Annotated in this window: 21 protein-coding genes and 2 pseudogenes; 6 read left to right on the top strand and 17 right to left on the bottom strand. The window is 72.7% G+C overall.

The window, feature by feature from the left end:
• The first annotated feature begins 61 nt into the window (after positions 1 to 61).
• On the top strand, positions 62 to 823 hold the full coding sequence (locus ACIBTX_RS28875) for a sulfite exporter TauE/SafE family protein (protein ID WP_396833245.1): 762 nt from the start codon (positions 62 to 64) through the stop codon (positions 821 to 823).
• A gap of 145 nt (positions 824 to 968) precedes the next feature.
• On the opposite strand, the gene ACIBTX_RS28870 is transcribed toward ACIBTX_RS28875, so the two are convergent.
• On the bottom strand, positions 969 to 2,201 hold the full coding sequence (locus ACIBTX_RS28870) for an MFS transporter (RefSeq protein WP_396833244.1): 1,233 nt from the start codon (positions 2,199 to 2,201) through the stop codon (positions 969 to 971).
• Between the two features lie 54 nt (positions 2,202 to 2,255).
• Between ACIBTX_RS28870 and ACIBTX_RS28865 the strand changes: the two genes are divergently transcribed.
• Complete coding sequence (locus ACIBTX_RS28865) at positions 2,256 to 2,714, top strand: MarR family transcriptional regulator (RefSeq protein ID WP_357132644.1); 459 nt, start codon at positions 2,256 to 2,258, stop codon at positions 2,712 to 2,714.
• A gap of 863 nt (positions 2,715 to 3,577) precedes the next feature.
• On the opposite strand, the gene mctP is transcribed toward ACIBTX_RS28865, so the two are convergent.
• From mctP to ACIBTX_RS28830, 7 genes are all read right to left on the bottom strand, one after another.
• A complete protein-coding gene (gene mctP / locus ACIBTX_RS28860; RefSeq protein ID WP_357173727.1) occupies positions 3,578 to 5,227 on the bottom strand; it encodes a monocarboxylate uptake permease MctP in 1,650 nt (549 codons plus the stop codon).
• 58 nt (positions 5,228 to 5,285) lie between these two features.
• The gene (locus tag ACIBTX_RS28855; protein ID WP_357132638.1) at positions 5,286 to 5,528 is read right to left on the bottom strand and encodes a DUF3311 domain-containing protein; all 243 of its coding nucleotides are present in this window, start codon (positions 5,526 to 5,528) and stop codon (positions 5,286 to 5,288) included.
• Positions 5,529 to 5,667: 139 nt separating this feature from the next.
• Positions 5,668 to 6,825: a bifunctional RNase H/acid phosphatase gene (locus ACIBTX_RS28850; protein WP_357132635.1), complete on the bottom strand. Its 1,158-nt coding sequence runs from the start codon at positions 6,823 to 6,825 to the stop codon at positions 5,668 to 5,670.
• A 3-nt stretch (positions 6,826 to 6,828) separates the two neighbouring features.
• The gene (locus ACIBTX_RS28845; RefSeq protein WP_357132632.1) at positions 6,829 to 7,566 is read right to left on the bottom strand and encodes a C4-type zinc ribbon domain-containing protein; all 738 of its coding nucleotides are present in this window, start codon (positions 7,564 to 7,566) and stop codon (positions 6,829 to 6,831) included.
• A complete protein-coding gene (locus ACIBTX_RS28840) occupies positions 7,556 to 8,392 on the bottom strand; it encodes a Nif3-like dinuclear metal center hexameric protein (RefSeq protein ID WP_357132746.1) in 837 nt (278 codons plus the stop codon). The genes ACIBTX_RS28845 and ACIBTX_RS28840 overlap by 11 nt, the downstream gene beginning before the upstream one ends.
• A gap of 250 nt (positions 8,393 to 8,642) precedes the next feature.
• Positions 8,643 to 9,218, bottom strand: a complete 576-nt coding sequence (locus ACIBTX_RS28835) for a flavoprotein (protein ID WP_357132629.1) — start codon at positions 9,216 to 9,218, stop codon at positions 8,643 to 8,645.
• Positions 9,219 to 9,231: 13 nt separating this feature from the next.
• Complete coding sequence (locus tag ACIBTX_RS28830; protein ID WP_355241353.1) at positions 9,232 to 10,461, bottom strand: helix-turn-helix domain-containing protein; 1,230 nt, start codon at positions 10,459 to 10,461, stop codon at positions 9,232 to 9,234.
• Between the two features lie 245 nt (positions 10,462 to 10,706).
• Here ACIBTX_RS28830 and ACIBTX_RS28825 point away from each other — a divergent pair, with 245 nt between their 5' ends.
• Complete coding sequence (locus ACIBTX_RS28825) at positions 10,707 to 11,378, top strand: bifunctional DNA primase/polymerase (RefSeq protein ID WP_355051440.1); 672 nt, start codon at positions 10,707 to 10,709, stop codon at positions 11,376 to 11,378.
• A 430-nt stretch (positions 11,379 to 11,808) separates the two neighbouring features.
• Here ACIBTX_RS28825 and ACIBTX_RS28820 read toward each other — a convergent pair whose 3' ends face one another.
• From ACIBTX_RS28820 to ACIBTX_RS28800, 5 genes are read right to left on the bottom strand one after another with little or no spacing between them, the layout of a single operon-like run.
• Positions 11,809 to 12,531: an FAD:protein FMN transferase gene (locus ACIBTX_RS28820; protein ID WP_396833264.1), complete on the bottom strand. Its 723-nt coding sequence runs from the start codon at positions 12,529 to 12,531 to the stop codon at positions 11,809 to 11,811.
• A gap of 49 nt (positions 12,532 to 12,580) precedes the next feature.
• A complete protein-coding gene (locus tag ACIBTX_RS28815; RefSeq protein WP_396833243.1) occupies positions 12,581 to 13,192 on the bottom strand; it encodes an FMN-binding protein in 612 nt (203 codons plus the stop codon).
• Between the two features lie 11 nt (positions 13,193 to 13,203).
• Entirely contained in the window at positions 13,204 to 14,622 is a 1,419-nt protein-coding gene (locus ACIBTX_RS28810; protein ID WP_396833242.1) for a ferric reductase-like transmembrane domain-containing protein, read from the bottom strand.
• Positions 14,619 to 16,001: a DUF1501 domain-containing protein gene (locus ACIBTX_RS28805; RefSeq protein ID WP_357173711.1), complete on the bottom strand. Its 1,383-nt coding sequence runs from the start codon at positions 15,999 to 16,001 to the stop codon at positions 14,619 to 14,621. Before ACIBTX_RS28805 ends, ACIBTX_RS28810 begins: the two co-directional genes overlap by 4 nt.
• Before the next feature lie 8 nt (positions 16,002 to 16,009).
• Positions 16,010 to 18,133 (bottom strand): DUF1800 domain-containing protein, encoded by a 2,124-nt coding sequence (locus ACIBTX_RS28800; RefSeq protein ID WP_357393508.1) that lies wholly within the window; start codon positions 18,131 to 18,133, stop codon positions 16,010 to 16,012.
• 430 nt (positions 18,134 to 18,563) lie between these two features.
• Here ACIBTX_RS28800 and ACIBTX_RS28795 point away from each other — a divergent pair, with 430 nt between their 5' ends.
• A complete protein-coding gene (locus ACIBTX_RS28795; RefSeq protein ID WP_234586377.1) occupies positions 18,564 to 18,821 on the top strand; it encodes a DUF3040 domain-containing protein in 258 nt (85 codons plus the stop codon).
• A 4-nt stretch (positions 18,822 to 18,825) separates the two neighbouring features.
• Here the strand turns inward: ACIBTX_RS28795 and ACIBTX_RS28790 are convergent, their stop codons facing one another.
• The 3 genes and pseudogenes from ACIBTX_RS28790 to ACIBTX_RS28780 form a co-directional block, all read right to left on the bottom strand.
• Positions 18,826 to 19,716: an SWIM zinc finger family protein gene (locus ACIBTX_RS28790; protein WP_357173706.1), complete on the bottom strand. Its 891-nt coding sequence runs from the start codon at positions 19,714 to 19,716 to the stop codon at positions 18,826 to 18,828.
• Positions 19,713 to 21,851, bottom strand: a pseudogene (locus ACIBTX_RS28785) (DEAD/DEAH box helicase); the annotation flags it as partial. The gene ACIBTX_RS28790 and the pseudogene ACIBTX_RS28785, both read right to left, overlap by 4 nt.
• 74 nt (positions 21,852 to 21,925) lie before the next feature.
• Positions 21,926 to 22,913: pseudogene (locus ACIBTX_RS28780) on the bottom strand (ATP-dependent helicase); the annotation flags it as partial.
• 155 nt (positions 22,914 to 23,068) lie between these two features.
• Here ACIBTX_RS28780 and ACIBTX_RS28775 point away from each other — a divergent pair.
• Complete coding sequence (locus ACIBTX_RS28775; RefSeq protein WP_357393514.1) at positions 23,069 to 23,944, top strand: PfkB family carbohydrate kinase; 876 nt, start codon at positions 23,069 to 23,071, stop codon at positions 23,942 to 23,944.
• 10 nt (positions 23,945 to 23,954) lie between these two features.
• Here ACIBTX_RS28775 and ACIBTX_RS28770 read toward each other — a convergent pair whose 3' ends face one another.
• Entirely contained in the window at positions 23,955 to 24,476 is a 522-nt protein-coding gene (locus ACIBTX_RS28770) for a DinB family protein (RefSeq protein ID WP_357393516.1), read from the bottom strand.
• Positions 24,477 to 24,558: 82 nt separating this feature from the next.
• Here ACIBTX_RS28770 and ACIBTX_RS28765 point away from each other — a divergent pair, with 82 nt between their 5' ends.
• Positions 24,559 to 24,765 carry a hypothetical protein gene (locus tag ACIBTX_RS28765; protein WP_355051431.1) on the top strand — a complete coding sequence of 69 codons (207 nt, stop codon included), beginning with the start codon at positions 24,559 to 24,561 and terminating at the stop codon, positions 24,763 to 24,765.
• Positions 24,766 to 24,767 lie beyond the last annotated feature (2 nt).

Raw genomic sequence — 24,767 nt, 5'->3', positions numbered from 1 at the left:
GCGGGCGATTAGCCAGCCGATCGTGCGGGGGTTCAGTCGGCCGGGCTAGCCTCGTGGGGCTATGGATCTCTCCCACGCCGCGCTGCTGCTCGCCGCCGGTCTCGCCGCGGGCACTGTCAACGCGGTGGCCGGTGGCGGTTCGTTGATCACTTTTCCGGCGATGATCGCGGTCGGGTTGCCGCCGGTGCCGGCGAACGTCAGCAACTCCGTCGCCGTCTTCCCCGGGTACGTCGCCAGTGTGGCGGGCAGCCGCCAGGACCTGCCGCGCCCCCGCGCGCTCGCCACGTTGGTGCCCACCACGATCGTCGGCACGATCGTCGGGGCGCTGCTGTTGCTGGCGACCCCGGCCCGTGCGTTCGAGCTGGTCGTACCCTTTCTGGTTCTCGGCGCGACCGCGGTCCTGGCCTTCCAGGACCCGCTACGCCGGCTGGTCGGTCACCCCCGGGACCTGTCGCCACGCCAGCGGACGGTCGCGGTCCAGACGATGGTCGCGCTCGGTGCGGTGTACGGCGGGTACTTCGGCGCGGCGCTCGGGGTGATGCTGGTCGCCGGCCTGGCGCTGGTGCTCGACGCGACCCTGGCGCGGGTGAGCGCGATCAAGAATCTGCTCTCGGCCGTGGTGGGGTTGACCACGCTCGTGATTTTCGCCCTGTTCGGCCCGCTGAACTGGGCGGCGGTCGCGGTGGTCGCGCCCGCCACCCTCCTTGGGGGGTACGTGGGCGCCCGGCTGGTCCGCCGGCTGCCGGCGGTGGTGCTCAAGACGCTGATCGTGGTGTTCGGTACGACGATCGGCCTCTACCTGCTCTACCGCGCCCTGCGCTGACCCGCCTCGCCCTCCAAGATCTGCGCAACTACCGGGAAACTGCGGCCTCGGACGGCTTTGAGGCAGCAGTTTCCCCGACAGTGCGCGGATCTTGGCTTGAGCCCGCGCAGCGAGCCCTCGCAGCGAGCCCTCGCAGCGAGGCCCCTCAGTACGCCTCGCCCACTGGCTCGTCCGGAGCGTGCTCGGTGTTCGCGGCGGCGCGGTTCCAGCGGGACCAGAGGACCCGCTCGCCGTAGCCGGCGGCCATCATGTGCGCGAACGCCAGGTACACCAGCACCCCGACGGCGAGCACCCCGAACCCGACCCAGAACGGCAGCGCCAGGGACTGCTCGGCGAGCTTGCCGGAGATGATCGGGGCGGGCGCGGCGGCACCCCAGCGGACCAGGTTGAACGCGCCGGTGGCGAGCCGGCGGTCGCTGGAGCCGAGGCCGAGCGCCAGGTCGGTGAGGTTGGCGTTGGCGAGGCCCATGCACAGGCCGGCGAGCACCAGCACCACGAGCGCCTCGGCGGTGCTGGTCGAGGTCGCGAAGAGGACCATGCAGACCAGCAGCCCGGCGATGGCCACGCCGACGGTCTGCACCGCGCCGATCCGGTGGGCGAGCCGGTGGCCGATCACCAGGATGCCGGTGGCCAGGCCGAGGCCCCAGCCGGTGAAGGCGAGCCCCAGCGGGACGACGTCCAGGCCGAGGAAGAGCGGCGTGTAGCCGAGCACGACGAAGAACACGAAGTTGTACGCGGCGGTGACCACGCAGAGCGCGATGAACGCCGGGCGGCGGTAGGTGGCGAAGATCTGGCCGACGCGTACCGGGGCCTGGCGGTTGGTGGGCTCGCGCAGCTTGCGGGCGGCGACACCGAGGGCGAGGACCATGAACACGCCGCAGACGAAGAACGGCAGCCGCCAGGAGACCTGGCCGAGCAGGCCACCGATCAGTGGGCCGACGGCGAACCCGAGGCCGAGGGCGGTCTCGAAGAGGCCGACCACCCACTCCCGGTCGACGGCCAGGTTGACCAGCACCACCATGGCGGTGGCGAAGAACATCGCGTTGCCGAGGCCCCACACGCCGCGCAGCACGGAGAGCTGCACGATGTTGCCGCTGAACGAGGCGAGGATGGCGGCCAGGCCGACCACCGAGACACCGGCGACCAGCACCGGCTTGAAACCGAACCGGCCGCTGGCGAGCGTCGCCGGGATCATGCCCAGGGCCATGACCGCGATGTACGCGGTGAACAGCAACTCGACCTGCCAGGCGGTGACGCCGATCGCCTCGCCGATGGCGGGCAGGATCGGGTCGACGACGGCGATGCCGGCGATGGCGAGGAAGGCCACCAGCGTGGTGGCGTAGATGGCACTGCGGTTTGGTTCGGATGACCGATCCACTCCGACTCCCCAATTAGCTGTATCGTACAGGTATTTACCCTGTATCCTACAGCTATGAGCGACGACGACGAGAGCACCCTCGGACTGATCGAGACCGAGGTGGCCCTGCTGATGCGCTTCGGCGAGGCCACCCGGCGGGCCACCGGGTCCGCCGAGCACCGGGTGCTCGACCGCGCGGCGTACGTCATCCTGCGGCACCTCGACGCCGCCGGCCCGCAGAACGTCTCCGCGCTCGCCGCGCGGCTCAACCTGGACGGCTCGACGGTGACCCGGCAGGTCTCCGCCCTGCAACGCGACGGCCTCATCGCCCGCGCCCCCGACCCCAGCGACGGGCGCGGCACGGTCATCTCCCCCACCACCGCCGGCCTCCAACGGATGGCCGCCGTGCAGGCCGCCCGCACCCGGCTCTACGGCGACATGCTCTCCGACTGGAGCCAAGAGGACCGCTCCACCCTGGCAGCCCTGCTGGGCCGCCTCAACCAGGCCCTGGTAAACCGCAACCGCCCCCGCTAACCCGCCAAGCGCCGCACCCGCTCAACATCACCGATACTGCGGTCTCCGACGCAGTTGAGGCAGTAACATCCCTGATGTTGCGCACATCCCACCCCGGCCTGACCTGGGCGGGACCCCGGCCCACCCCTCCCTGCCCTGCCCCTCCAACCCAGCCCGGCCCGCCCCTGCCCAGCCCGCCCCAGCCCTGCCCGTCCGAGCCCGCCCCTGCCCTGCCCGGCCCGGTCCAGCCCGGCCCCGCCCCGCCCCGCCCGGCCCAGCCCGACCCGGCCAGACCAGACCAGACCCGGCCCGACCAGACCCAGCCCGGCCCGACCCGGCCCCGGCCCGGCCCGGCCCTGTCGATCATGGAGTTGTGGTGGAGTACGAACCGGCGCAGTTAGTCATCATCCGGGCACCAGAACTCCATGATCGACGCGGGAGGTCGGGGCGCGGCCCCTTTCACCGCCACCGCCCGGCCGCGGGCGCTGCGCCGCACCCGTTCGCCGCCAAGATCGCGCAACATCCTGGATGTAGTGGCATCCCCGCCGCCCGACACCACTACAACAAGGATCGAGCACGATCTTGATGGTGGTAACGCGCGACCGGCGCACACAACAGGCGACGGGCAAGTGCGACCCGCGACCGGCGAGGGGCGATGGGCAAGGGGCGACGGGCAAGGGGCGACGGGCGGCGGGCAAGGGGCGACGGGCGGCGGGCGGCGGGCAAGGGGCGGCAGGCGAGGGGCGACGGGCAAGGGGCGGCAGGCGAGGGGCGACGGGCGAGGGGCGGCAGGCGAGGGGCGACGGGCGGCGGGCGGGACTGCTGAACAGCCCCGGGCGCCGGCCTCGCGGCGGGCGCCCGGGGAACGGGAACAGGGAACGCGGTCAGGCGACCGGTTCGCGGGCGGCGTCGGCGTCGCGGTCGGCGTCGGGGGTGACGCGCGGGTCGCCCTCGTCGGCGAAGTAGTCGTCCGGTTCGGTGCCGTCGACTCCCTCGGGCGTCTTCAGAGCCCGCAGGATCAGCGTCACCAGCGCCGCGACGGCAAGGTTGACCAGCACCGCCACGATGCCCACGTAGATCGTCTTGGGTGTGTCGAAGCCGAACTTCTCCAGCGGGAACGCCGAGCCACCGAAGTGCTTCTTCGTCGGGCTGGCGACCTGGTACAGCATCCACATGCCGAGGCCCATGCCGGCGACCCAGCCGGCGATCAGGGCGGTCCGGTGGAACCAGCGGGTGTAGAGGCCCAGGGCCACCGCCGGCAGCGTCTGGAGAATGATGACGCCGCCGATGAGCTGGAGATCGATCGAGAACTGCGGGTCGAGGAAGACGATGCAGGCGACCGCGCCGACCTTGACCACCAGTGAGGTGATCTTCGAGACGTTCGCTTCCTGAGCCGGGGAGGCGTCCTTCTTCAGGTACTCCTTGTAGATGTTGCGGGTGAACAGGTTCGCCGCCGCGATCGACATGATGGCCGCCGGCACCAGCGCGCCGATGCCGATGGCCGCGTACGCGACGCCGGCGAACCAGTCCGGGAACTGCTGGTCGAACAGCAGCGGCACGATCGTGTTGTTGTCCACGCTGCCGGCCGAAGCCCCCGGCAGCGGCTTCACGCCGGCCGCGATGGCCATGTAGCCGAGCAGCGCGATCAACCCGAGCAGCAGGCTGTACGCGGGCAGCGCCGACATGTTGCGCTTGATCACGTCACGGTTCCGGCTGGCCAGGACGCCGGTGATGCTGTGCGGGTAGAGGAACAGGGCCAGCGCCGAACCGAGCGCCAACGTGACGTACTGCAACTGGTTGTTGCCGTTGAGCAGGATGCCGTCGTTCGGGTTCGGTGACGCCTGGAACTTCGCGTCCGCCGCGTCGAAGATGTCGCCCCAACCGCCGAGCTTGTACGGCAGGTAGATGACCGCCACCAGGATCACGATGTAGATCAGGCTGTCCTTGACGAACGCGATCAGCGCGGGCGCGCGCAGCCCCGACTGGTAGGTGTACGCGGCGAGGATGGCGAACGCGATGATGATCGGCAGGTGCCGGGCCAGGGTGCTGTCACCCGTCACGCCCATCGTCTTGAGCACGGCCTCGATGCCCACCAGTTGCAGCGCGATGTACGGCATGGTGGCGACGATCCCGGTGATCGCGATGAGCAGCGCCAGCACGGGCGAGTCGAACCGCCGGCGGACGAAGTCGGCCGGGGTGACGAAGCCGTGCCGGTGCGAGACGGACCAGAGCCGGATCAGCACCAGGAAGACCAGCGGGTAGATGACGATCGTGTACGGCACGGCGAAGAACCCGGCCGCCCCGGCCCCGAACATCAGGGCCGGCACCGCCACGAAGGTGTACGCCGTGTAGAGGTCACCGCCGACCAGGAACCAGGTGATCCAGCCGCCGAAGCTGCGCCCGCCCAGGCCCCACTCGTCGAGGTGCGCCATGTCCTTTGGCGCGCGCCAGCGGGCGGCCACGAAGCCCATCGCGCTGACCAGCAGGAACAGCAACGAGAAAACGATGATCTCGGTGAGATGGTCGCGCCACATCAGCAAACCCCCTTCGTTCGCGACTGCGGGGCTCGCAAAACCGGCTCACTCCTCGCGCTCACCGCACACCCCGCTTCTTCGTCATCTGGTAGACGAGCGTCGTGGTGGCGACGCCGAGCAGGATCCAGGCCAGTTGCAGCCAGTAGTAGCGCGGGAATCCGAAGATCCGGGGCGCGTCACTGTTGAAGAACGCCGGGACCAGCGGCACCACGATGGGGATCAGGAGCAACCAGTTCCAGGGGCTGTGGTCCTTCGCCCTGGATGACGCCGTGGTAGGCGCCTCCGGTTCGGGTGCAGCCATCTGACACACCTCCGGGGAGTCGAGGCACTCGATGTAACGGCCGGAGGCTACGACTCTGTGACCGCCGTCACGATCAGGGCGCGGACGGCTCTGCGCCGAACGGCGCATCGGCTGCGCTGAACGGCGGGGGGCGCGCTGCTCAGGCGGCGGGCAGGTGCGCGGTGTCGTTGACCGTGCGGACGGCGATGCCGCCGTCGGGCCACAGGTCGAGCACCGAGATGCCGGCCGCGTCCAGGAAGAGCCGGTGCAGGAAGCCGTCGGTGGCGGCGAGGGCGTCGCGCAGCGCCAGCTTGATCGGCGAGACGTGCGAGACGACCACCACGGTCTCTCCGGGGTACGCCTTCGGCAGCGCCTCGACGACCCGACGCACCCGTTCGGCCACCTGGGTGAACGACTCGCCGCCCGGCGGGGCGATCCGCGCCGACGCGAGCCAGGCGTCCATCTCCCCCGGCCACTGCTGGCGTACCTCGGCGAAGGTACGCCCCTCCCACTGCCCGAAGTCGCACTCGATCAGGTCGGCCTCGGTGCGGACCGGCACGTCGCCGATCGCGTCGGCGATCGCCGCCGCGGTGGCCGTACACCGGGAAAGGGGTGAGCTGAGCACGGCCGCGACGGACGGGGCCAGCGCGGCCACGCGCGTGCCGGTGGCGGCGGCCTGGGCCCGGCCGCGCTCCGAGAGCGGCACGTCGCCGCGGCCGGAGTAGCGGCCCTGCTCGGTGTACGCGGTCTCGCCGTGCCGCACGAGGATCAGCCGGGTGGCGGTGAAGCTCGGACGGGGCTCCCAGGAGGCCGGCGCGGTCGCCGGGTCGCTGCCCGTCGACGTGCCTCCGGCCGGTGCGCTGGCCGAGGCCGGTGCGCTCGGGGACGCCGTTGGGGTGGGTCGGCCGGCGGCGGCGTCCATCGCGGCGTTGGCGAGCGCGTCGGCGTGCCGGTTCTCCTCGCGGGGGATCCAGGTGAAGCGGACCGCGCCGAAGCGGCCCACCAGCGCGGCCGCCTGCGCGGCGAGCGGACGCAGGCCGGGGTGCTTGATCTGCCACCGGCCGCACATCTGCTCGACCACCAGCTTGGAGTCCATCCGGACGTCCACCTCGGTGGCGGCCAGCTCGGCGGCGGCCCGCAGACCGGCGATCAGGCCCTGGTACTCGGCGACGTTGTTGGTCGCCGTACCCAACGACTCGGCGCGCTCGGCGAGCACCTCGCCGGTCTCCGGGTCGCGCACCACCGCGCCGTAGCCGGCCGGCCCGGGGTTGCCCCGGGACCCGCCGTCGGCCTCGACGACGACCACGCGCGGCGCCACGACCTACAGGCCCGACTCGTTGGTACGGACCATGATCCGCCGGCAGTCCTCGCAGCGGACCACGTCGTCCGGGGCGGCCTTGCGGATGCGGGCCAGGTCGGCGCCGGAGAGGTCCAGTCGGCAGCCGCCGCAGCGGCCGGCGGTGAGCAGCGCCGCGCCCAGCCCGGTGTCCTCGCGGATCTTGTCGTAGAGGGTGACCAGTTCGGCGGGGAGGTCGGCCGCGAGCGGCTGCCGGGCGCCCCGCTTGAACTCCTCGTCCTTGGCGATCTCGGCCAGCGCGTCGTCCCGGCGCTGCTCGGTGGCGGCCCGCTTCTCCCGGGCGTCAGCCAGCCGCTGCTCCACACCGTCGAGGACGCCCTGGGCGGTCTCCCGCTGCTCCATCAACTCCAGCTCGGCGTCCTCCAGGTCACCCTGACGCCGGTTCAGTGAGGCCAGCTCGTGCTGGAGCGCCTCCAGTTCCCGGGCCGGACCGGTGCCGGCGGCGAGCCGGTTCTGGTCCTTCTCCTTGCGGGCGCGGACCTGCTCGACGTCCTTCTCCAGGCGGGCGATGTCCCGGTCCAGGTCGTCGACCGCCACCTGGGCGCGTACCCGCTCGTCCTCCAGCGACGACAGTTCCCGGGCCAGTGCCTCCAGTTCGGCCCGCTCCGGCAGCGACCGGCGGCGGTGCGCGAGCTGGGCGAGGTTGGTGTCGAGCGCCTGAAGGTCGAGCAGGCGGCGCTGGACCTGGGGGTCAGCCTTCACGGTCGGGCTCCTTGTCGTCCACAACGGGTGCGGCGGCGTGCACGGTCCACGGGTCGGTGTCCAGGTCGGACACCAGCGTCTCGACGCCCGGCGCCTCCCGCAGGAAGGCGGCCAGGTCGTCCAGCCACGGTCGTTCGGTCGCCCAGTGGGCGGCCTCGATCAGGGCGGGACCATCGGCGGCGACGTGCTCGCTGGCCGGGTGGTGCCGCAGGTCGGAGGTGAGAAACGCGTCCACCCCGGCGGCGGTCGCGGCGCCGAGGAAGCTGTCTCCCGACCCGCCGCTGACGGCGAGGGTACGAACCATACGCCGGGGATCGCCTGCGGCGCGAACTCCCCAGGACGTGACGGGAAGCACGGCGGCGGCGTGCCGGGTCAGCTCGGCGAGGGTCATCGGGTGGGGCAGGTCGCCGATCCGGCCGAATCCACGGTCGTCACCGTGGGCGGGAGAGCCGGGCGCGGGCCGTTGCAGCGGGCGCAGCCCGGTCAGGCCGAACCGGGCGGCGAGCGCGTCGGAGACGCCCGGGGAGGCCACGTCGGCGTTGGTGTGCGCCGCGTAGAGCGCCACGCCGGCCCGGATCAGGTCGTGGACGATCCGCCCCTTGACGGTGGTCGGCGCGACCGACGACACCCCGCGCAGCAGCAGCGGATGGTGCGCGACGATCATGTCGGCCTCGACGGCGAGCGCCTCGGCGACCGTCTCGGGCACCACGTCGACCACGCACAGCACCCGGCGGACCGGGGCGGTCGGCTCACCGAGCACCAGGCCGACACGATCCCACTCTTGCGCCCAGACGGGCGGATAGCGGCGCTCCAACTCGGCCACCACGTCGCTCACCGTGGCGGCGGATCGGCTTGTGCTCACGGCGGGCCAGCTTACCGGCGTAGTGGCCATCGGGCGGTGACACCCGGCCCCGGCCGCGTCGGCCAGCGGTCCGGCCGCCCCTCGCCGGCCGCGAGCTGGCGACGCCGTGCGAGCCGCAGGTCTGACCGCGCGGCGCGCACCGCCGGTTGGGCGACACCGCGCCGGCTGCCGGTGCGGCAGCGCCGTCGACCCGCCGCCAACGCGCCGGGCCGGCTCAGGCCGCGCGGTACGCGACGGTCCGCAGCGCGGCGAGCGGCATCGCCCAGGGGAAGGCGTGCATGTGCTGCTCCCCCGTACCGGGTGGGTGCAGGGCCACCACGTGGTCACCGAAGAGCACGGTGATCCCCCAGTCCGCCAGCCGGGCCACGCCGGCCCGGAACGCCGGGTGGGCGGCCATCGCGACGTTGGTGTACGGCACGGCGACGATCGGGATGCCCTTGCCCTGTGCCTCGACGAGGAGGCCGAGCGCGAGGGTGTCGGCGATGCCGGCCGCCCACTTGTTGACCGTGTTCACGGTCGCCGGGCAGACGACCATGGCGTCGGCGGGCGGCAGCACGTCCGGGTCGCCGGGGTTCTTGTAGTGCGTCCGTACCGGGTGGCCGGTCTGTCGGTGAAGTGCCGCCTGGTCGACGAACTTCGCGCCGTCCGGCGTGGTGACCACGCAGACGTCCCAGCCGTCGGCCTGGGCCAACTCGACCAGGCGGCCGACGTGACGGGCCAACGGCGAACCGCAGGCGATGACGTAGAGCACCGCACGGTGCTCGCTGGTGTGTGGTTGGCCGGTCGTCACACCGGCTCCGCGCTCATACCCCTACTCCCATCTGCTCAGCCAACTCCGCTACCGGAGAAGGCGGCGCACCCCGTGTGCGACGAAGGACGTCGGACATCACCTCGTGGGCGATCGGCCGGCAGCGGATCTCCGACGGCGCGAGCCGGTCGCCGAGCAGCAGCATCTCGCCGGCGTTGGCCACGTCGCCGATCTGGGCGTACCCGCGGGCGATGTCGAGCAGGTGGTGGGCCCGGCGTTCGGGCAGCAGCGCGTTGAAGTCGGGCTCGGCGATGCGCAGTTGGTGGACCTCCACCGCGCGGCCCCCGTCGCCCAGCTCGACGGCGGCGGCGGCCCGGTGCAGCTCGACGTTCGTCGGGCCGAACGACGTCCAGTAGTGGTTGTGGTCGCCGCCGAGCAGGGTGGCGGCCTCCTGCGCACAGTTGATCAGGTCGTCGACGCTGGCCGAGTCGCCGATCCGGGACGCGGCCATCGCACCCTGCAACAGCAGCATCCCGTAGACGGACAGCCGGGCCGGCGACACCTCGTTGCTGCCGCCCGGGGCCAACCGGTTGGCGATCTGGACGTTCAGCTCCAGCGCCGGCCGGGCCCGACCCATGGCGACCAGGGCGTTGCAGACGCGGGTGGTGGCGATGCCGGCCAGCAGCGGGTCGTCGGCGCGCTGGGCGACCGCCATCGACCGGTCGGCGGCCAGCCAGGCCAGCTCGAACTCGCCGAGCTTGCGCAGCACCGAGGAGGCGATCTGGTAGACCTGCCCGAGCAGGTGCGCCGCCTCCGGCGCCTGCGCCCCGCTGTAGGCGGCGTCGGCGGCCTGCGCGTCCCGCAGCAGCTTGGGCAGCGCGCGGGTGAGCATCCCGTAGCGGCCGTACTGGTAGGTGAGCCAGGCGTGGTTGACGGCCTTGCGCATGTCGTCCAGCGGCGGCGGGTACGGCACGGCGTCGAAGTACGCGCTCATCGAGTCGTACCGCTCCAGGGCGGCCCGGATCTCCTGCACCTCGATCTGGTCGATGCAGTTCAAGGCGTCCGTACGCCGCTCCGGGTCGCGGCCCAGCAGAAGCTGCACGTCCATCTGCAGGATGTCGGCGATCTCGTAGAGGACCGAGAACTTGTCCAGCCGGCGGACGCCCCGCTCGACCTTGTCGACCCAGCTCTTCGACTTGCCCAGGCGGTCCGCGAAGACCTGCTGCGACATCTTGCGTCGCCCCCGCCAGTAGGCCACTCGCCGGCCAATGGGTAGCTCGTCCATCTCCCCATCCCTCCCCTGCCACCGCCGAAGGGCGGGGCGCTGTCCGCGGGTGCGGCGATCAGTCGTTCGTCTTGCAGTTTTCGCTGGTCGCACAGCCTGTACGTCAGCCGGACAGCCAGTCCTCGTACTTTTCGTGCAAGTTGCATGAGCCGTTCGTCAACCTCAACGATCGTGGGTTACGGCAGTGACGGCGCTCGAACTGCGACCTGGCGTCCGCCGGGCCCGACCGAGGGGAGATGGCACACATGTGGGGGAACGTCGGACCACGCGTCGCCGAACTGTCGCCGCTGGAACGCGTCCGGCTGCGCCGGGTCGCCATCCGGTACGCCGTACACGGGTGGGAGGTGACGCCCGGCGCCTGCCTCGCCCGCAGCAGGTTCGTGTGCGGTCGGGCCGGCTGTCCCACCGTGGGTTGCCACCCGGCGCTGGAGAACTGGGAACTGGCGGCCACCACCGACCCGGCCCGGGTGGCCACCTGGTGGCGGACCCGACCACACGGTGTGCTGCTGCCCACCGGGCGGACCTTCGACGTGCTGGAGGTGCCGGCGCACCTCGGCCGGCACGTGCTCGACGCCGTGCAGACCCATCCCGCCGGCACCGGCGTACGCGGGCCCGTGCTGGTGACCCCCACCGGCCGGTGGATGTTCCTGGTGCGTCCCGGTGACCCGCTGCGGCCCGAGTTGGAGCACTGCTTCCACGTGGTCCGGCACGGGCCGGGCTCGTGGATCCCCGCGCCGCCGACCCGGCTGCCGGAGGGGACCGTCCGCTGGGCGGTCGCGCCGGAGCAGGCCCGCTGGCAGCTCCCCGACTCGTACCTGGTGCAGAACACCCTGATCGAGGCGCTGCGCGCCAGCGGGGTGACGCTCACCCACGACCTGCTCCCCGGGCACCTGCCGCTGCCCCGCCGGGGAAGGTGAGCCGGGGCCGGCCGACGATCCGATCCGGTGACCGACAGCGTCGCCGGGCCACCGGTCCTCGTTGAGCAGGTGACCGCGCGAACGCGCGCCACGAACGGGGGAACGATGTCCACACACGACCGGTCGCCGTATCCCGGCGGCACCGAGCCGCCCCGGCGCGGCCAACGGGGGCACCGCTGGGCCGGCACCCGCCCAACCAGCTCGCGCCCCGGCCGCCCCCGCCCCACCGGCACCCGCCCCGCCACCACCCACCGCCCCCTCCGCTAGACCCGTCACCCCCCCCACCCCCGCCCCACCCAACCTCGTCGATCTTGCACTTTGTGTCGCGGCATTCCCCATCACAAGGGGCGGATCGGCAACCGAAACTGCAAGATCGCGGGGGCAGGGCGCGGGCGCAAGATCGCGGAGAGTGGTGCGGGGCGGGGTCCGGTCAGGCCGTTTGCGGGAGGGCGGCGGAGTGGAACTGGCGGGCGTCGTCGGTGACCACTGCGTAGGTGTGGTCGGTCAGCCGGTCCAGCCAGCCGATCCCGGCCGCGCCCATGGCCAGGGCGGCGGTGGCGTAGGCGTCCGCGACACCCAGGTCGCTGCCGACCACGGTCACCGAGCGCAGTCCGGTGGCCGGCGCGCCCCGGCGAGGGTCCTGCACGTGCCGGCCCCGCTCGTAGACGCCGGAGGTGGCCACCGCCAGGTCGGTGCCGGCGAGCACCAGGCAGGTCGCCATCTCGTCCCACGGGTGCCGGATGCCGATGCGCCACGGCTCGCCGGTGGGCGAGAAGCCGCGTACGCGGACGTCGCCGCCGGCGTTGACGCAGTGGTTCGCCGCCCCGGCGGCGAGGAGCCGGTCGGAGGCGACCTGCGCTGCCCAGCCCTTCACGTACCCGGACGGGTCGAGCCCGCCGGTGGCGTACGCGTCGAAGAACCCGTCGGTGACGCCCCACAGGTCGGCGCAGGCCTCCAGCACGAAGCGTAGGTCCGCCGACGCCTCGGAGAGCAGCACCTCGCCCCGGTCGAACCGGCACACCTCGCTGTCCGACTGGTACGTGCTGAACCGGGCGTCCACCTCGTGCATCCAGGTGAAGACGTCGTCGGCCAGCTCCCGCAGTCGCGCCGGAGACAGGTCGTCGGCGAGGTCCAGGGTGATCGTCGTACCCATGATGTGCTCGACCCGGCACAACCCGGGCCGGGTCATCGCGGCCGGCACGTCAGAACGCCTGCTCGATGGCGGCCCGCAGCGACGACTTGTACGCGTTGCTGGTGGCGGTGGCGCCGGAGACGGTGTTGAGGTTGGCGCTCTGCTTCTGCACCACCTCGCCACCGGTGCCGTTGTACTTGCTGCGGACGTCGCCGCTGTGAATGTCGGACTCGCCGCCGCTCGGCAACGACGTCGTCACCGCGTCAATGATCTTGTTGCCGGAGACCACGATCTGCACCTGGACGTACCCGTACGTCTCGCGGTCGTCCTTCGCGTCGAAGCCGGTGCCGGTGATCCGGCGGGTGGTCGACTGCGGCGCCTTGGTGGTGGTGCGCGGCGCGGTCGGAGCCTTCGCGGTGGTCTTCGTGCCGGACGGCTTGGCGGTCGTCTTGCCGGGCTTGGGCGACACCGACGCGTCGGCGGTCTCCGACGGCTTCGGCGCCGCGCCCGACGGGTCGGCGGCCGGGGCGACGCTCGGGTCGATCCCCGGTCCGCTGGGGTTGACCGGTTGCGCGGTCGGCAGGTTCTGGGCGACCTGGGTGGTGCCCGGCGAGCCCTTGAGCACCACCAGGGCGGTGGTGCTGGCGGCCAGACCGGTGATCGCGAGCAACGCGCGACGCATGCGATGCCTTCCTACAGTTCGAAGGTGGCCAGGTGGATCTGCCGGCGGGGCACGCCGGCGCGGCGCAGCGCGCGCACCGACTGCTCGACGAGCCCGGACGGTCCGCACAGGTAGACGTCCCGTCGGGCCACGTCGGGTACCAGTTGGCGCAGGCCGTCGGGGCTCATGAGCTGGCGGGGGCCGGGGTCGTCGCGGGAGCCGATGACGTACCAGATCGACGTGTCGCGTTCCTGGGCCAGCCAGTCCAGCTCGCGGCTGAGCAGCACGTCGGCGGGGGTGCGGGCCCGGTAGATCAGGGCCGCGCCCGGCGGTAGTTCCTCGAGCATGGCCCGGATGGGCGTGATGCCGCTGCCACCGGCGATCAGCAGCGCCCGCTCGCGCACCCGGTGCGCGGCGGTGAAGGTGCCCGACGGGCCCTGCGCCCACACCCGGGTACCCGGTTCGAGGTCGCGCAGGTCGGCGGTGTGCCGGCCGACGACCTTGACGGTGAGCCGCAGCCAGCGGCCGTTCGCGGCGGCGGAGACGGAGAACGGGTGCGACTGCCACCAGCAGCCGGGGCTGAGGAAACGCCAGCGGAAGTACTGCCCGCCGAGCATCGCTAGCCGGCCCAGCCGCTCGCCCGTGAGGTAGACGGAGATCGTGTCCGGGCTCTCGGCGACCACGTCGGCGACGCGCAGCTTGTACCGCAGATTGAACGCCAGCGGCGCGATCACCCGTCCCCAGAGCAGCGCGGCGACCACCAGTAGGTAGAGCGCGATCCAGCCGGTGCGTACCGGGCCCGGCTTGTAGAGCTGCGCGCCGTGGCTGAACTGGTGCCCGTAGCCCAGCAGCAGCACCAGGTAGCTGGACCGGTGCAGCAGGTGCCACAGCTCGTAGGGCAGCGCGCGCCGGATGGCCCGGACGCTGCTGAACCCGACCACCATCATGATGCCGGTGGCGACGAAGGCCGAGAGCATGTCCTCGTAGCTGCCGAGCAGCGTGCCCACCTCGGCGAACACCGAGTGGTTCCGCAGGTCGGCGTACCCGACGAGGATCAACGACAGGTGCGCCAGCACGGTGACCAGCAGCGTCGCGCCGATGTCGCGGTGCCAGCGGCCGATCTGCTCGCCGCCGATCCACCGTTCCAGCGCCGGCAGGCGACTCATCATCAGCACCTGCACGAGCAGCAGGTAACCGGCGATCAGGCCGGTGATCCGGCCCGCCGAGGTGAGGGTCGCGGCGCTGCTGCGCAGCGACCCGGCGGGGGTGCCCAGCCACCACGGCAGCACGCTGGCCAGCAGCCCGACCAGCAGCAGCGCGGCCAGCAGCCGTCGGCCGCCGGGTCCGCGCCGGTCCGGGACCTGCGGGGGTACGGGAGCAGCCGACCGGCCGCCGTGCCGGGACGAGGTCCCGGTGCGGCGGCCGGCGGCGTGGGTGCCCGGGTAGGTCACGCGTACAGCTTCATGGGGGCGTACTTCATGCGCGGGAACACCTTCTGCACCTCGGCGTTGGTGAGCCCGAAGCGGCCCTGCGCCAGGGAGCCGTAAACGTTGAACATGTTGTTGTATTCCGGCACGTCGCCGGAGTCCAACTTGCTGAGCCCGTTCCAGGTGCCGAGCAGCGAACCGGCCAGCTTCTTGCCGGACAGCACGGTGACCACGCCGCCGTGGCCGTGGTCGGTGCCGCCGGTGTTCGAGCCGACCCGGCGGCCGAACTCGCTGGACACCATGACCGTCACGTCGGCGGCCTGCGGGCCGAGGTCGGTGAAGAACGCCGCCATCGCGCTGGCCAGCTCGTTCAGTCGGCGGTGCAGCTGACCACCGCTCTGGGTGCCCTGGTTCTCGTGGGTGTCGTAGCCGCCCATGCCGACGGTGGCGACCCGGACGTTGGCGCCGCCCTTGATGAGCTGAGCGAGCTGCTGGAACGCGTTGCCGACGCCCTCGTACTTGACGCCCGCGGCGGGCTGGTACGGCTTGGCGGCGAGCTTCTGGGCGGTGGCGAGCGCGCCCATGCCCTCCTGCACGGCCTCCTCCACCGGGTGGTTGATCCCGGTGAAGAGCCCCTTGATGGCCTTCTCGGTGGCGGCCCGGAACTTGTCGTCGCCGTTGAGGCGCAGCGAGCCGACGCTGTTGAGCGAGAGCGCGCCGTTGTTGCCGACCAGCGAGCGGGGCAGCGTGCTGCCGATGCCGACGCTGCGGAACGCGGTGCCCTTGCCGAGGTTGTCGACGAGGCCGTCGAGCCAGCCCCGGCCGCCGGTCTCGTTGGGCAGGCCACCCAGGTTGCAGGCGTCGGCGGCCTGGAAGTGGCTGCGGGACAGCCGCTCGTCGGAGACCGCCGGGATGAAGCCGAGCTGGCCGGCCTTGAGGAAGCTCTCCAGCGGCTTGAACGCGCTGGTCAGCTTGAAGCCGCGGCTCAGGGCCAGCGAGTCGTTGCCGAGCAGCAGGTCGGGCCGGGCCTTGGCGAGCACCGCGTCGCCGTCCGGCGCGACGAGGCTCAGCCCGTCGAGACCGCCGTAGAGGAAGACGTGGATCAGCGTGCCGGTCTTGGTGGCCGCGAACGACGCCGAGGTGGTGACGAACTGGGAGGTGGCCAGCGCGGTGGCGGTCGCCGCCGCGCCGGCGACGAACGTCCGTCGGGTGACGCCGCGCCCGTCCTGCTGGGCCTCCTCCAGGTCCTCCAGCCGGCGGTAGCGGTCGGCCTCGGCGGCGTTCTCGGCGGCCACGAGGTCGGCCTCGGCGCGCAGCAGCGCCTCGGCCGGGTTGTCGGCCAGCCGTCGTACGTCGGGGCATTCGGGGTGCAGGGGGAAAGAGTTGTACACAGTCTTCTCCATCGGGTGCCTCACCGGAGGTGGTGCTGGGGGGAAGCGAGGATCGCCCGCGCGACGGCGGTGATGGCCCCGTTGAACGTGGCGTCGACCTTGGCGGTCGCCGCCACACCGGCCACGCCGAGGATCAGGTTCTTCTCCCGGGTGCTCAGCTTCTGGCCCACGAGCCGCAGGGACAGCGCGTCCACGTACGCCCCGGCGGTGGCCGGCGCCTTGACCAGCTTCTCCGGCGCGGTGTACGTGAAGACGGTGCGGTAACCGGCCACGATCTCGCCGGCCTCGTTCCAGCCGTTGACCATCGTGCCCGCCGAGGTCCACGCCACGTAGACGTCGGGGTAGCCGTCCGGGGTGGGCTGACCCATCGGGTACTGGCCCAGCTCGCGCAGCTTGTCGTGGATCTGCCGCAGGCCCCGGGCGAACGGGGTGCGCTTGTTGTCGCCGTTGTTGTTCTTCGGCGACGCCTCGGGCGAGACGCCCAGCGTGCGGTACGTGGCGACCAGGTACTCCATCGGCCGGCGGACCTTCTGACCCACGGCCGCCCAGAACTCCGACGAGCTGAACAGCGTCATCAGCACCGGCTTGATCATGCCGTTGTTGCTGCTGTACGTCTTGGCCAACCGGTCCACGAGGGACTTCGGCGGGGTGTCCGAGACGAACCGGGTCGCCAGGCTCTGCGCCACGTACTTCGCGGTCGAGGGGTGCAGCGCGATGTAGGTGATGTACTTGTCGATCGCCGCGTCGACGGCGGCGATCTCCTTGGCCGTCGGGTTGTTGACGTCCTTGATGCTGAACGTGTTGGCGTGGGTGAAGCCGAGGATCTTCACCTTGCCCATGTAGTGCTGGTTGACGCGCAGGACGTACTGGCCCTTGTCGTCGACGGCACGGCCGGTCTGGAGCATGGCGGCCTGCCGGACGTCACCCTCCTTGTAGCCGCCGTCGACGCCGACCGAGTACAGCTCGAGGTTCTCCCGGGCGAGGTTCTCGTTGATGGCGTCCTTGCGGGAGTCCTTCTGGTTCAGGTAGATCAGCAGCGCGGGGTGCTTGTTCGCCGCGACCAGCATCTCGGGGTAGCTGCCCAGCGCGTGCTTGCGCACGACGTCCTTGTCGAACGAGGTCCGGTAGACCTCCCCGCCGTCGAAGTCCGCGGCGACGTGCAGGAAGTCGTTCCAGAAGTCGACCATCACCTCGAAGAGCTGACGCTTCGACCAGATCTGCCGGGCCAGGGTGGCGTCGACCACCTCCCGCTCCGGCTGGGCGCCCTGGTCGTTGAGCTTGTCCCGCTGGTCACGCAGCTGCTGCACGGAGAGCGACTGGGTGGGCAGCTCGGCGAGCTTCAGCTCGGCCTTGCTCGGCTCGATCTTGTCCGGGTCGAGCTGCGTCCGGATCCAGGCGTCGATGCCCTGCTTCTTGATGTCGGCGACGACGGCGGGCGTCGCCCCGAAGGTGGCCCGCCGGGCCAGGTGCAGGATCGGGTCCTTGGCGAGCACCGTCTTGACGGTCACCTCGGTCGCCGCGGCGGCCGCCGCCGGGCCGGAGAAGGTACGGCCACCGGCGGGCGCGTTCTTCTTCAGCGCCTCACCGGCGCGCGAGCCCATGTAGCTCTCGTTCTGCTCGGTGTAGGTACGCACCGTGCTGGGCTGCTGGCCGCTGGGGCGCGCCGCGGTCCCGTCGGTCACCGTGCTGCCGGTCGCGTCGGCCGCCGCCTCGTCACCGAAGAGGTCGCGGAACTGCGGGGTCATGGCGAGCGCCGCGCCACCGGCCACGACGGCGGCGGTGCCACCGAGCGCGGCCATGGCCTTACGCCGGCCGACCTTGCGGCCCGGCTCGCTGTCGTCGTCCAGGGTGGGCAGTCCGACGCCGGCCGGGCCGGACGGGGCGGGCCGACCGAGGCCCTCGGGGCCGACCCACTGCGGCCCACGCGGGGCGGGGGCGGGCTGCGCGTTGTACGCGTACCCGTCGACGTACTGCTCGCGCGGGTCGCCCTGCGCCGGGTAGCCGCCCTGGTAGGGGTGGGGCGAGTCGTATCCGTACGACGCGGGCGCGGTGGAGTCGCCGTACGTGTCCGAGGTGTGGTGCTGGCGTCCGTCCCAGCCGCGGTCGTCCCGCGGTCGACGTGGTGGCACATTCTGGTCGGCCATGTACCAATCCCGATTTCTGATGAGCGCCGGAAAGCTGCGACCGGGCAGGTGCGGCAGGTGCGGCGACTGTTGCCTGAGGGGGTTGCTACGGCAAGGTAACCAAGCGCTCAGGTGCCTTCAAGGTGGGCCGAACACGCCCGTGAGGGCACTTAAGACAGCCCTCACCACGGCATTCAAGGCCGACGGGTTGGCGCGGGCGGGTTCCAACCTTCCCAGCAGGGCGGACGCGCGTCAGCCGGGCACGGATCGGACCACGCGGCCGTACGCGCCACGTTCACCGCTGTTCACCACCACAGGCAAACTTAAGGTTCGGATAAGCCGGACGTGAAGTGCTCTCACGCTGGGGAAAAGTAGGAAGAGCAGGAGCGTGAGCCGCCGTCGCAGCGGGTATGCCGCCGAACCGCTGAACGCGTGAGGGGAAGGCAGCGCCATGCTCAGCAAAGAGGATCAGCGCAGGTTCGACCAGATCACCCGTCAGCTCCGGGAGAGTGACCCGGCGTTCTTCGCCCGGCTCGACCATCGGGTCCGGGCCCGTCGGGGCCGTTATCTGATGTTGTTGACCATCGTGCTGTGGGCGTCGCTCCCGGCGATGGCCGTGTTCGCCGGCCGGCTGGCCGGCGCGATCTGCGCGGTGGTGCTGGTCGCCAACGCGGCGATCATGTGGCGGTTCCGCCGCCGCTGGACGTGACGACTCACCCCGGGCCGAAGGCCCGGTACGCGCGGCGCAGCCGCTCCAGCAGGCCCGGCCCACCGATGGCCGGTGCCGGCGGACCGAGCTGGCGCAGCAGGAGGTCCGGCCCGGTCGCCAGCCGGGGTGGCCGGTCGGGCAGCGGCACGGGCGCCGTCCAGAAACGGTCCACCGCGTCCGCGACGGGCGTGGCGGCCAACCCGGCGAGCGCCCGGGACGCGCCGGCCGGTGGCAGCACGTCGACCGCCGACGGGCTCGGGTCCACGATGGAGGCCGGCGCGGGCGACGCCGGTGTGCCGGTCGCCTCGGCGCGGCGGGCGCGCAGCCGGTCCAGCAGGTCCGTCCGGGATCGGCCACGCCAGTGCAGCAGCTCGAACGGGTCCGCGTCGAACGCCTCGGCGAGCAGGTAGAACGTGGCCGCCAGGTGCTTGCACGGGACCGCGAAGTCGGGGCAGTTGCAGCGCTGCGTCAGCTCGTCGACGGCGGCGGGAAAGAGTGGGGCGCCCGCCGTGGCGAACAACTCCTCCAACTCGTCGGGCAGGTCCCCGGCGAGCAGTCGGGCGCTGAAGAACGCCTGACCGGCCAACTCGTCCTCGATCCGGGACCAGAGCGCCTCCGGGAACGCCGCCAGCGCGATGGAGACCTCGTACGGGCGGGGCCGGGAGCCCTGCACCTGGGCGGTGACCCGGCCGGGCGTGACGTCGAGCCGGAGCACCTGACCGGCCCGCGCGTACGACCGGCCCCGGGTCAGCCGGGTGCCGAGCGCGAACGACTCCAGCACCTCCAGGAAGCGCCGGGACCACCAGGACCGTCCGATCGCGCCTCGGGCGCTGCGCGCCTTCAGCCCTCCGTCGACCTTGCGGGGGCGGCCGTAGTCGGCGAATCGGTCGGTCACTCCACCACCGCCCCGGCCTCCAGGGCGAACAGGTCCCGGAGCTGACCCGTGGACAGCTCGGTGATCCACTGCTCGCCGGTGCCGACCACGCGCTGGGCGAGGCTGCGCTTGTCGGCGATCAGCGCGGCCACCTTCTCCTCGACGGTGCCCGCGCACACGAACTTGCGGACCTGCACGCGTCGCCGCTGCCCGATCCGGAACGCCCGGTCGGTCGCCTGGTCCTCCACGGCCGGGTTCCACCACCGGTCCACGTGCACCACGTGGTTGGCGGCGGTCAGGGTGAGGCCGGTGCCGCCGGCCTTGAGGGACAGCACGAACAGCGGTGGACCGTCGGCGGACTGGAAGCGCTGCACCAGGGCGTCCCGCTCGGCCTTGCCGAGCCCACCGTGCAGGAACAGCACCTCCCGGCCGAACCGCGCCGACAGGTGACCGCGCAACATCGCGCCGAACTCGGCGTACTGGGTGAACAGCAGCGCCCGCTCCCCCGCTGCCAGCACCTCCTCCAGGATCTCGGTGAGCCGGGCCAGCTTGCCCGAGCGCCCGTCCAGCGGGGAGCCGTCGCGCAGCAACTGGGCCGGATGGTTGCAGACCTGCTTGAGTCGGGTCATGGTGGCCAGCACCAACCCGCGTCGCTCGATGCCGTCGCTGGTCTCGATCCGGGCGAGCATGTCGTCGACCACCACCTGGTAGAGGGCGGCCTGCTCCGCGGTGAGGTTGCAGAGCACCTCCATCTCCAGCTTCTCCGGCAGGTCCGAGATGATCGACGAGTCGGTCTTGAGCCGGCGCAGCACGAACGGGCCGGTGATCCGGCGCAGCCGCTCGGCGGCCTCGGCGTCGCCGTTGCGCTCGATCGGCTCGGCGAACCGCTTCCGGAACGTCGCGGCCGGACCGAGCAGCCCCGGATTGGCGAACTGCATGATCGACCAGAGGTCGGCGAGCCGGTTCTCCACCGGCGTACCCGTCACCGCCACCCGCTGTCGGGCGGGCAGCGCGCGGACCGCCTCGGCCTGCCGGGTGGAGGCGTTCTTGATCGCCTGCGCCTCGTCCACCACCACCCGGTGCCAGTCGATGCCGGCCAGGTCGACGGCGTCGCGGGCGGCCACCGAGTAGGTGGTGAGGACCAGGTCCGCGCCGTGCGCGGCCGTCGTGAACTCCGCCCCCCGCGCGCGCTCCGCGCCATGGTGTACGTGCACCCGCAGCCCCGGGGTGAACTTCGCCGCCTCCCGCTGCCAGTTGCCGACCAGCGACATCGGACAGACCAGCAGCGTCGGCCCGGCGTCCGGCGGATCTCCGGCGAGCAGCGCGAGCAACTGCACGGTCTTGCCCAGCCCCATGTCGTCGGCCAGCACCCCGCCGAGCCCCAGCGACCGCAGGAAGGCCAGCCAGGCCAACCCCCGCTGCTGGTACGGCCGCAGCGTCCCGACGAATCCCGGCGGCGGGTCGAGCGGGGTGAGCCGGTGTTCGACCGCCCCGGCCAGCAGGTCGCCCAGCGCGCCGTCGGCGCTCACCTCCAGCACCGGCAGCGCGCCGGTGTCCTCGCCGTCGGTGAGCCCCAGGCGGAGCAGGTCGGCGACGGTCAGCTCGCCGGCCGAGCGGAGCAGCCGCAGACCGGCGGCGAGCCGTCCCGGGTCCAGCTCCACCCACCGGCCGCGCAGCCGTACCAGCGGGGTCTTCAGCTCGGTCAGCGCCGCCAGCTCCTCCGCCGACAGCGGCTGGTCGCCCAGCGCGATCTCCCAGCGGTAGTCGACGAGCGCGTCCAACCCGACGACGGCCTCGGTGCTGGCGACCGTGCCGGGCGCGGTACGGCTGCGCGCGCGCAGCCGAGCGCCGAGCCGCGCCGACCGGCGCTGCCACCACGAGGGCAGCAGCACCCCGAAGCCGGCGGCGTGCAGCACCGGCGCGCCTTCGCTGAGGAACCGGTGCGCGCCCTCGACGTCCAACTCCATCGCCTCGGGGGCGGCGGTGCGCAGCGCGGCGTCCAGGTCGGGCCAGAGCCGGCTGGCCCGGCCCAACTCGGCCAGCAGGGTCTCCTGCGGGCTGCCCGTACGGCCGGCCGGGTGCGCCCGCCAGACCTCGGCGGCGTCGACGTGCAGGCCCGGCTCGTCGGCGGCCTGCAACCCGAACTCCAACCGCCACCGCGCGGTGTCGGTCGAGGTGACGGGTGTGCTGTCGCCGGACGGGCGGGTGGCCAGGATCGGTTCGGTGACCTCGTCGGGGGCCGGCTCGACCAGTCGGAAGCTGGCCCGCACGGCCCCGCCGGCGGCGTCGCGCTGCCAGTCGTCCAGCTCGGTACGCAGCACGTCCAGCGCCGCCTCGTCGACGGTGAAGTCGCGGCGGGGCCCGGCCAGCGCGGCCAGCCAGGCCGGCGCGGGCCCGGCCGGGCGCACTCCCCGGGCCAGGGTGGTGTTCGCGAGAGCGGCCCGGGCGGCGGCGTCGGTGAGCCCGTCGAGCGCGTCCGCCACCAGCTCGGTGGCGGTCAGCTCGCCGTCGCCGCCCTCGGTGTCGACGGCGGCGGCGCGGGCGGCCGGCGGTAGGGCCAGCGCCAGCGAGCGGGCCCAGCCGGCGTCGGTGCCGGTCAGCAGCGGACGCCACACCGCCCGGGCGACCACCCGGTCCGCCGTCGAGCGGGCCGCGCCGGCACCCGCCGCGCCGGCATCAGCCAGGGCGACATCAGCCGCGCCGGCATCAGCGGCATCAGCCGGGCCGGCATCAGCCAGGGCGGTCGTGTCGATTCGCGTGTCAACGGTCGGCAGGACGCGGCCCCGGGCCACCAGGTCGGCGGCGAAGTCGGCCAGCTCGCCGAGGTGCCGCAGGGGCGCCCCGCACACCACGGGGAGGTCGTCCAGGGCGCGGAGCAGGGGCAGGGCGTCGTCCGGGGCGTACACCAGGGTGGGCACCCGCCACGCGGCGAGGGCGAGCCGGCCGCGGGCCGGGGGTGCGACGGTGGTGCGGATCAGCTCGGGCGAGTCGGTCGGCGTGCCCGCCCGGGTGGGCAGGGTGAGCAGCGCGGTGGCCGGGCGGGCCGGCGCGGCGACGTCGGTGAGGGCCGCGACCAGATCGGCGTGCCCGGCGGCGAACGGGTGCGGGCGGTCCCGGGGAGGGCGGCCGGAGCACGCGACGGGTACCGGCGCGGCGCTGTCCTCGGCCCACACGGCGAGCCCGGAGCCGGGCAGCCACAGCCCGTGGATGACCAGCACGTACTCCCCCTTGTCGCCGCCCGCGCTCAGGATAGGCGGCCCCGCGCGGAAAGCTCGCGCCGATCTTGCGGTTTCTGTCGCCGACGTGGGTGGTAATGCCCCTTGTGCCGGGACAGAAAATGCAAGATCGCGGGGCCGAGGGCTAGCGTCGCGTCGTGGTCGATCTCCTGGTTCTGGGCGGGTTGGGGGTGGACGTGCGGGTTCGGGTGCCCGCGCTTCCGCTGCCGGCCGCCGACTCGCACACCGTCGAGCCGATCGAGCTGCGGATCGGCAACACCGGAGCCGGGGTGGCGTTGGCCGCTCGGGCGCTGGGGCTGCGGGTGCGGGTGGTCGACACCCTCGGCGCTGACCCGGCCGGCGACGTGGTGCGGGCGGCGCTGACCCGGGCCGGGGTGCCGGCGACGCTGGCCGAGGACCGGGGCGGCACCCGGCGATCGGTGAACCTGGTGGACCCGGGCGGAGCACGCACCTCCCTGTACGACCCGCGCCCGTGGCGGGGCGGAGGCCCGCCGTTCTCCCTGACGCAGGTGGCCGAGCTGGTGGCCGACGCCCGGCACGTCCACCTCTCGATCATGGACTGGCCGGTGCCGTTGCTGCCCGCAGTCCGGGCCGCGCTCGCGCCGGGTGTGTCGCTCTCCACCGACCTGCACGACTGGGACGGCGTCAACCCGTACCACCGGCCGTTCGCCGAGATCGCCGACCTGGTCCTGGTCAGCGGGGTACGGCTCGCCGACCGGGCCGGGACGCTCGCCGAGACGCTGACGCCCCGGACCGTGGTCGTGACCCGGGGCGCGGACGGCGCCGAGCTGTTCCCCGGCGACGGCACGCGGGTGCCGGTGCCCGCCGCCGCAGCGCCCGCGCCGGTGGTGGACAGCAACGGGGCGGGCGACGCCTTCGCCGCCGGGCTGATCGCCGGGCGGCTGCGGGGCGAGCCGCTGACGGAGGCGGCCCGGTACGCGGCACGGGTCGCCGCGGCGGCCTGCACCCACGACGGCATGGAATACCCGTCGGGCCGGCTACCTCCCCGATGAACGGCCGGGGTCAGAGGGCTCCGGTCGACCCGTCGGTCAGTTCGCGAAGGATGTCCGCGTGGCCGGCGTGCCGGGCGGTCTCCTCGATGAGGTGGACCAGGATCCAGCGCACCGACACCTCACCGAGCTGTGGGTGCGGCACCACGTGGTCGAGGTCGAAACGCGCGACGACCGTCCGGGACCGGTCACAGGCCCGCTCGTACGCCTCGACGAGCCCGTCGACCGTGTCCCGCTCGTCGAGGGTGAAGCTCGCTACCGCGTCCTGCTCCGAGCGGAGGTAGACGTCGCCGGGCTCGGGGGCCAGCAGCACCGGGAACCAGTTCCGCTCGACCAGGGTCAGGTGCTTGACCAGCCCGGCGAGCGTGGTCGCGGAGGGCACCAGCCGGCGGGCGGCCTCGTCGTCGGACAGACCGCGCACCTTGCGCACCACGATCGCGCGGTGGAAGTCGAGGAATGACTCCAGGACGGCGCGCTCGTCGCCGACGCGGGCGAGCACCGGGCCGAGCGTCGGATCGATGGTCTGCTCTGCCATCCGCCGACACTAACCACGCGGCCGGCTCCGCGCTGCCCCGCATCCCGCTGCGAGGTGGCCGCACGACGGGCAGGATGGGCGCATGGCCTCATCCGTGCAGATTCTTCTCGTCGGCGGCGCGGCGGACGGGCAGACCGTGACCGTCGAGCTGGACACCAACGGCCGCCCGCCGCTCACCCACCACCACCTCGGGTCCGGTGGGCTGGCCGAGGCGCAGATCTACGAGTTGGAATCCGCCCGCGAGGAGGCCCGCGAGTGGCGCTACCGCTGGACCGGCCCAGCGGTGTGAGC

The organism is Micromonospora sp. NPDC049359 (assembly GCF_044466585.1).
Classification (GTDB): Bacteria; Actinomycetota; Actinomycetes; order Mycobacteriales; family Micromonosporaceae; genus Micromonospora.
This window is presented reverse-complemented; position numbering and strand designations above follow the sequence as displayed.

Bases quoted from the DNA above. Each gene is read 5' to 3' on its own strand.
- ACIBTX_RS28875 (WP_396833245.1), top strand. From the start codon at position 62: ATGGATCTCTCCCACGCCGCGCTGCTGCTCGCCGCCGGTCTCGCCGCG.
- ACIBTX_RS28865 (WP_357132644.1), top strand. From the start codon at position 2,256: ATGAGCGACGACGACGAGAGCACCCTCGGACTGATCGAGACCGAGGTG.
- mctP (WP_357173727.1), bottom strand. From the start codon at position 5,227: ATGTGGCGCGACCATCTCACCGAGATCATCGTTTTCTCGTTGCTGTTC.
- ACIBTX_RS28855 (WP_357132638.1), bottom strand. From the start codon at position 5,528: ATGGCTGCACCCGAACCGGAGGCGCCTACCACGGCGTCATCCAGGGCG.
- ACIBTX_RS28830 (WP_355241353.1), bottom strand. From the start codon at position 10,461: ATGGACGAGCTACCCATTGGCCGGCGAGTGGCCTACTGGCGGGGGCGA.
- ACIBTX_RS28825 (WP_355051440.1), top strand. From the start codon at position 10,707: ATGTGGGGGAACGTCGGACCACGCGTCGCCGAACTGTCGCCGCTGGAA.
- ACIBTX_RS28820 (WP_396833264.1), bottom strand. From the start codon at position 12,531: ATGGGTACGACGATCACCCTGGACCTCGCCGACGACCTGTCTCCGGCG.
- ACIBTX_RS28815 (WP_396833243.1), bottom strand. From the start codon at position 13,192: ATGCGTCGCGCGTTGCTCGCGATCACCGGTCTGGCCGCCAGCACCACC.
- ACIBTX_RS28805 (WP_357173711.1), bottom strand. From the start codon at position 16,001: ATGGAGAAGACTGTGTACAACTCTTTCCCCCTGCACCCCGAATGCCCC.
- ACIBTX_RS28800 (WP_357393508.1), bottom strand. From the start codon at position 18,133: ATGGCCGACCAGAATGTGCCACCACGTCGACCGCGGGACGACCGCGGC.
- ACIBTX_RS28795 (WP_234586377.1), top strand. From the start codon at position 18,564: ATGCTCAGCAAAGAGGATCAGCGCAGGTTCGACCAGATCACCCGTCAG.
- ACIBTX_RS28770 (WP_357393516.1), bottom strand. From the start codon at position 24,476: ATGGCAGAGCAGACCATCGATCCGACGCTCGGCCCGGTGCTCGCCCGC.
- ACIBTX_RS28765 (WP_355051431.1), top strand. From the start codon at position 24,559: ATGGCCTCATCCGTGCAGATTCTTCTCGTCGGCGGCGCGGCGGACGGG.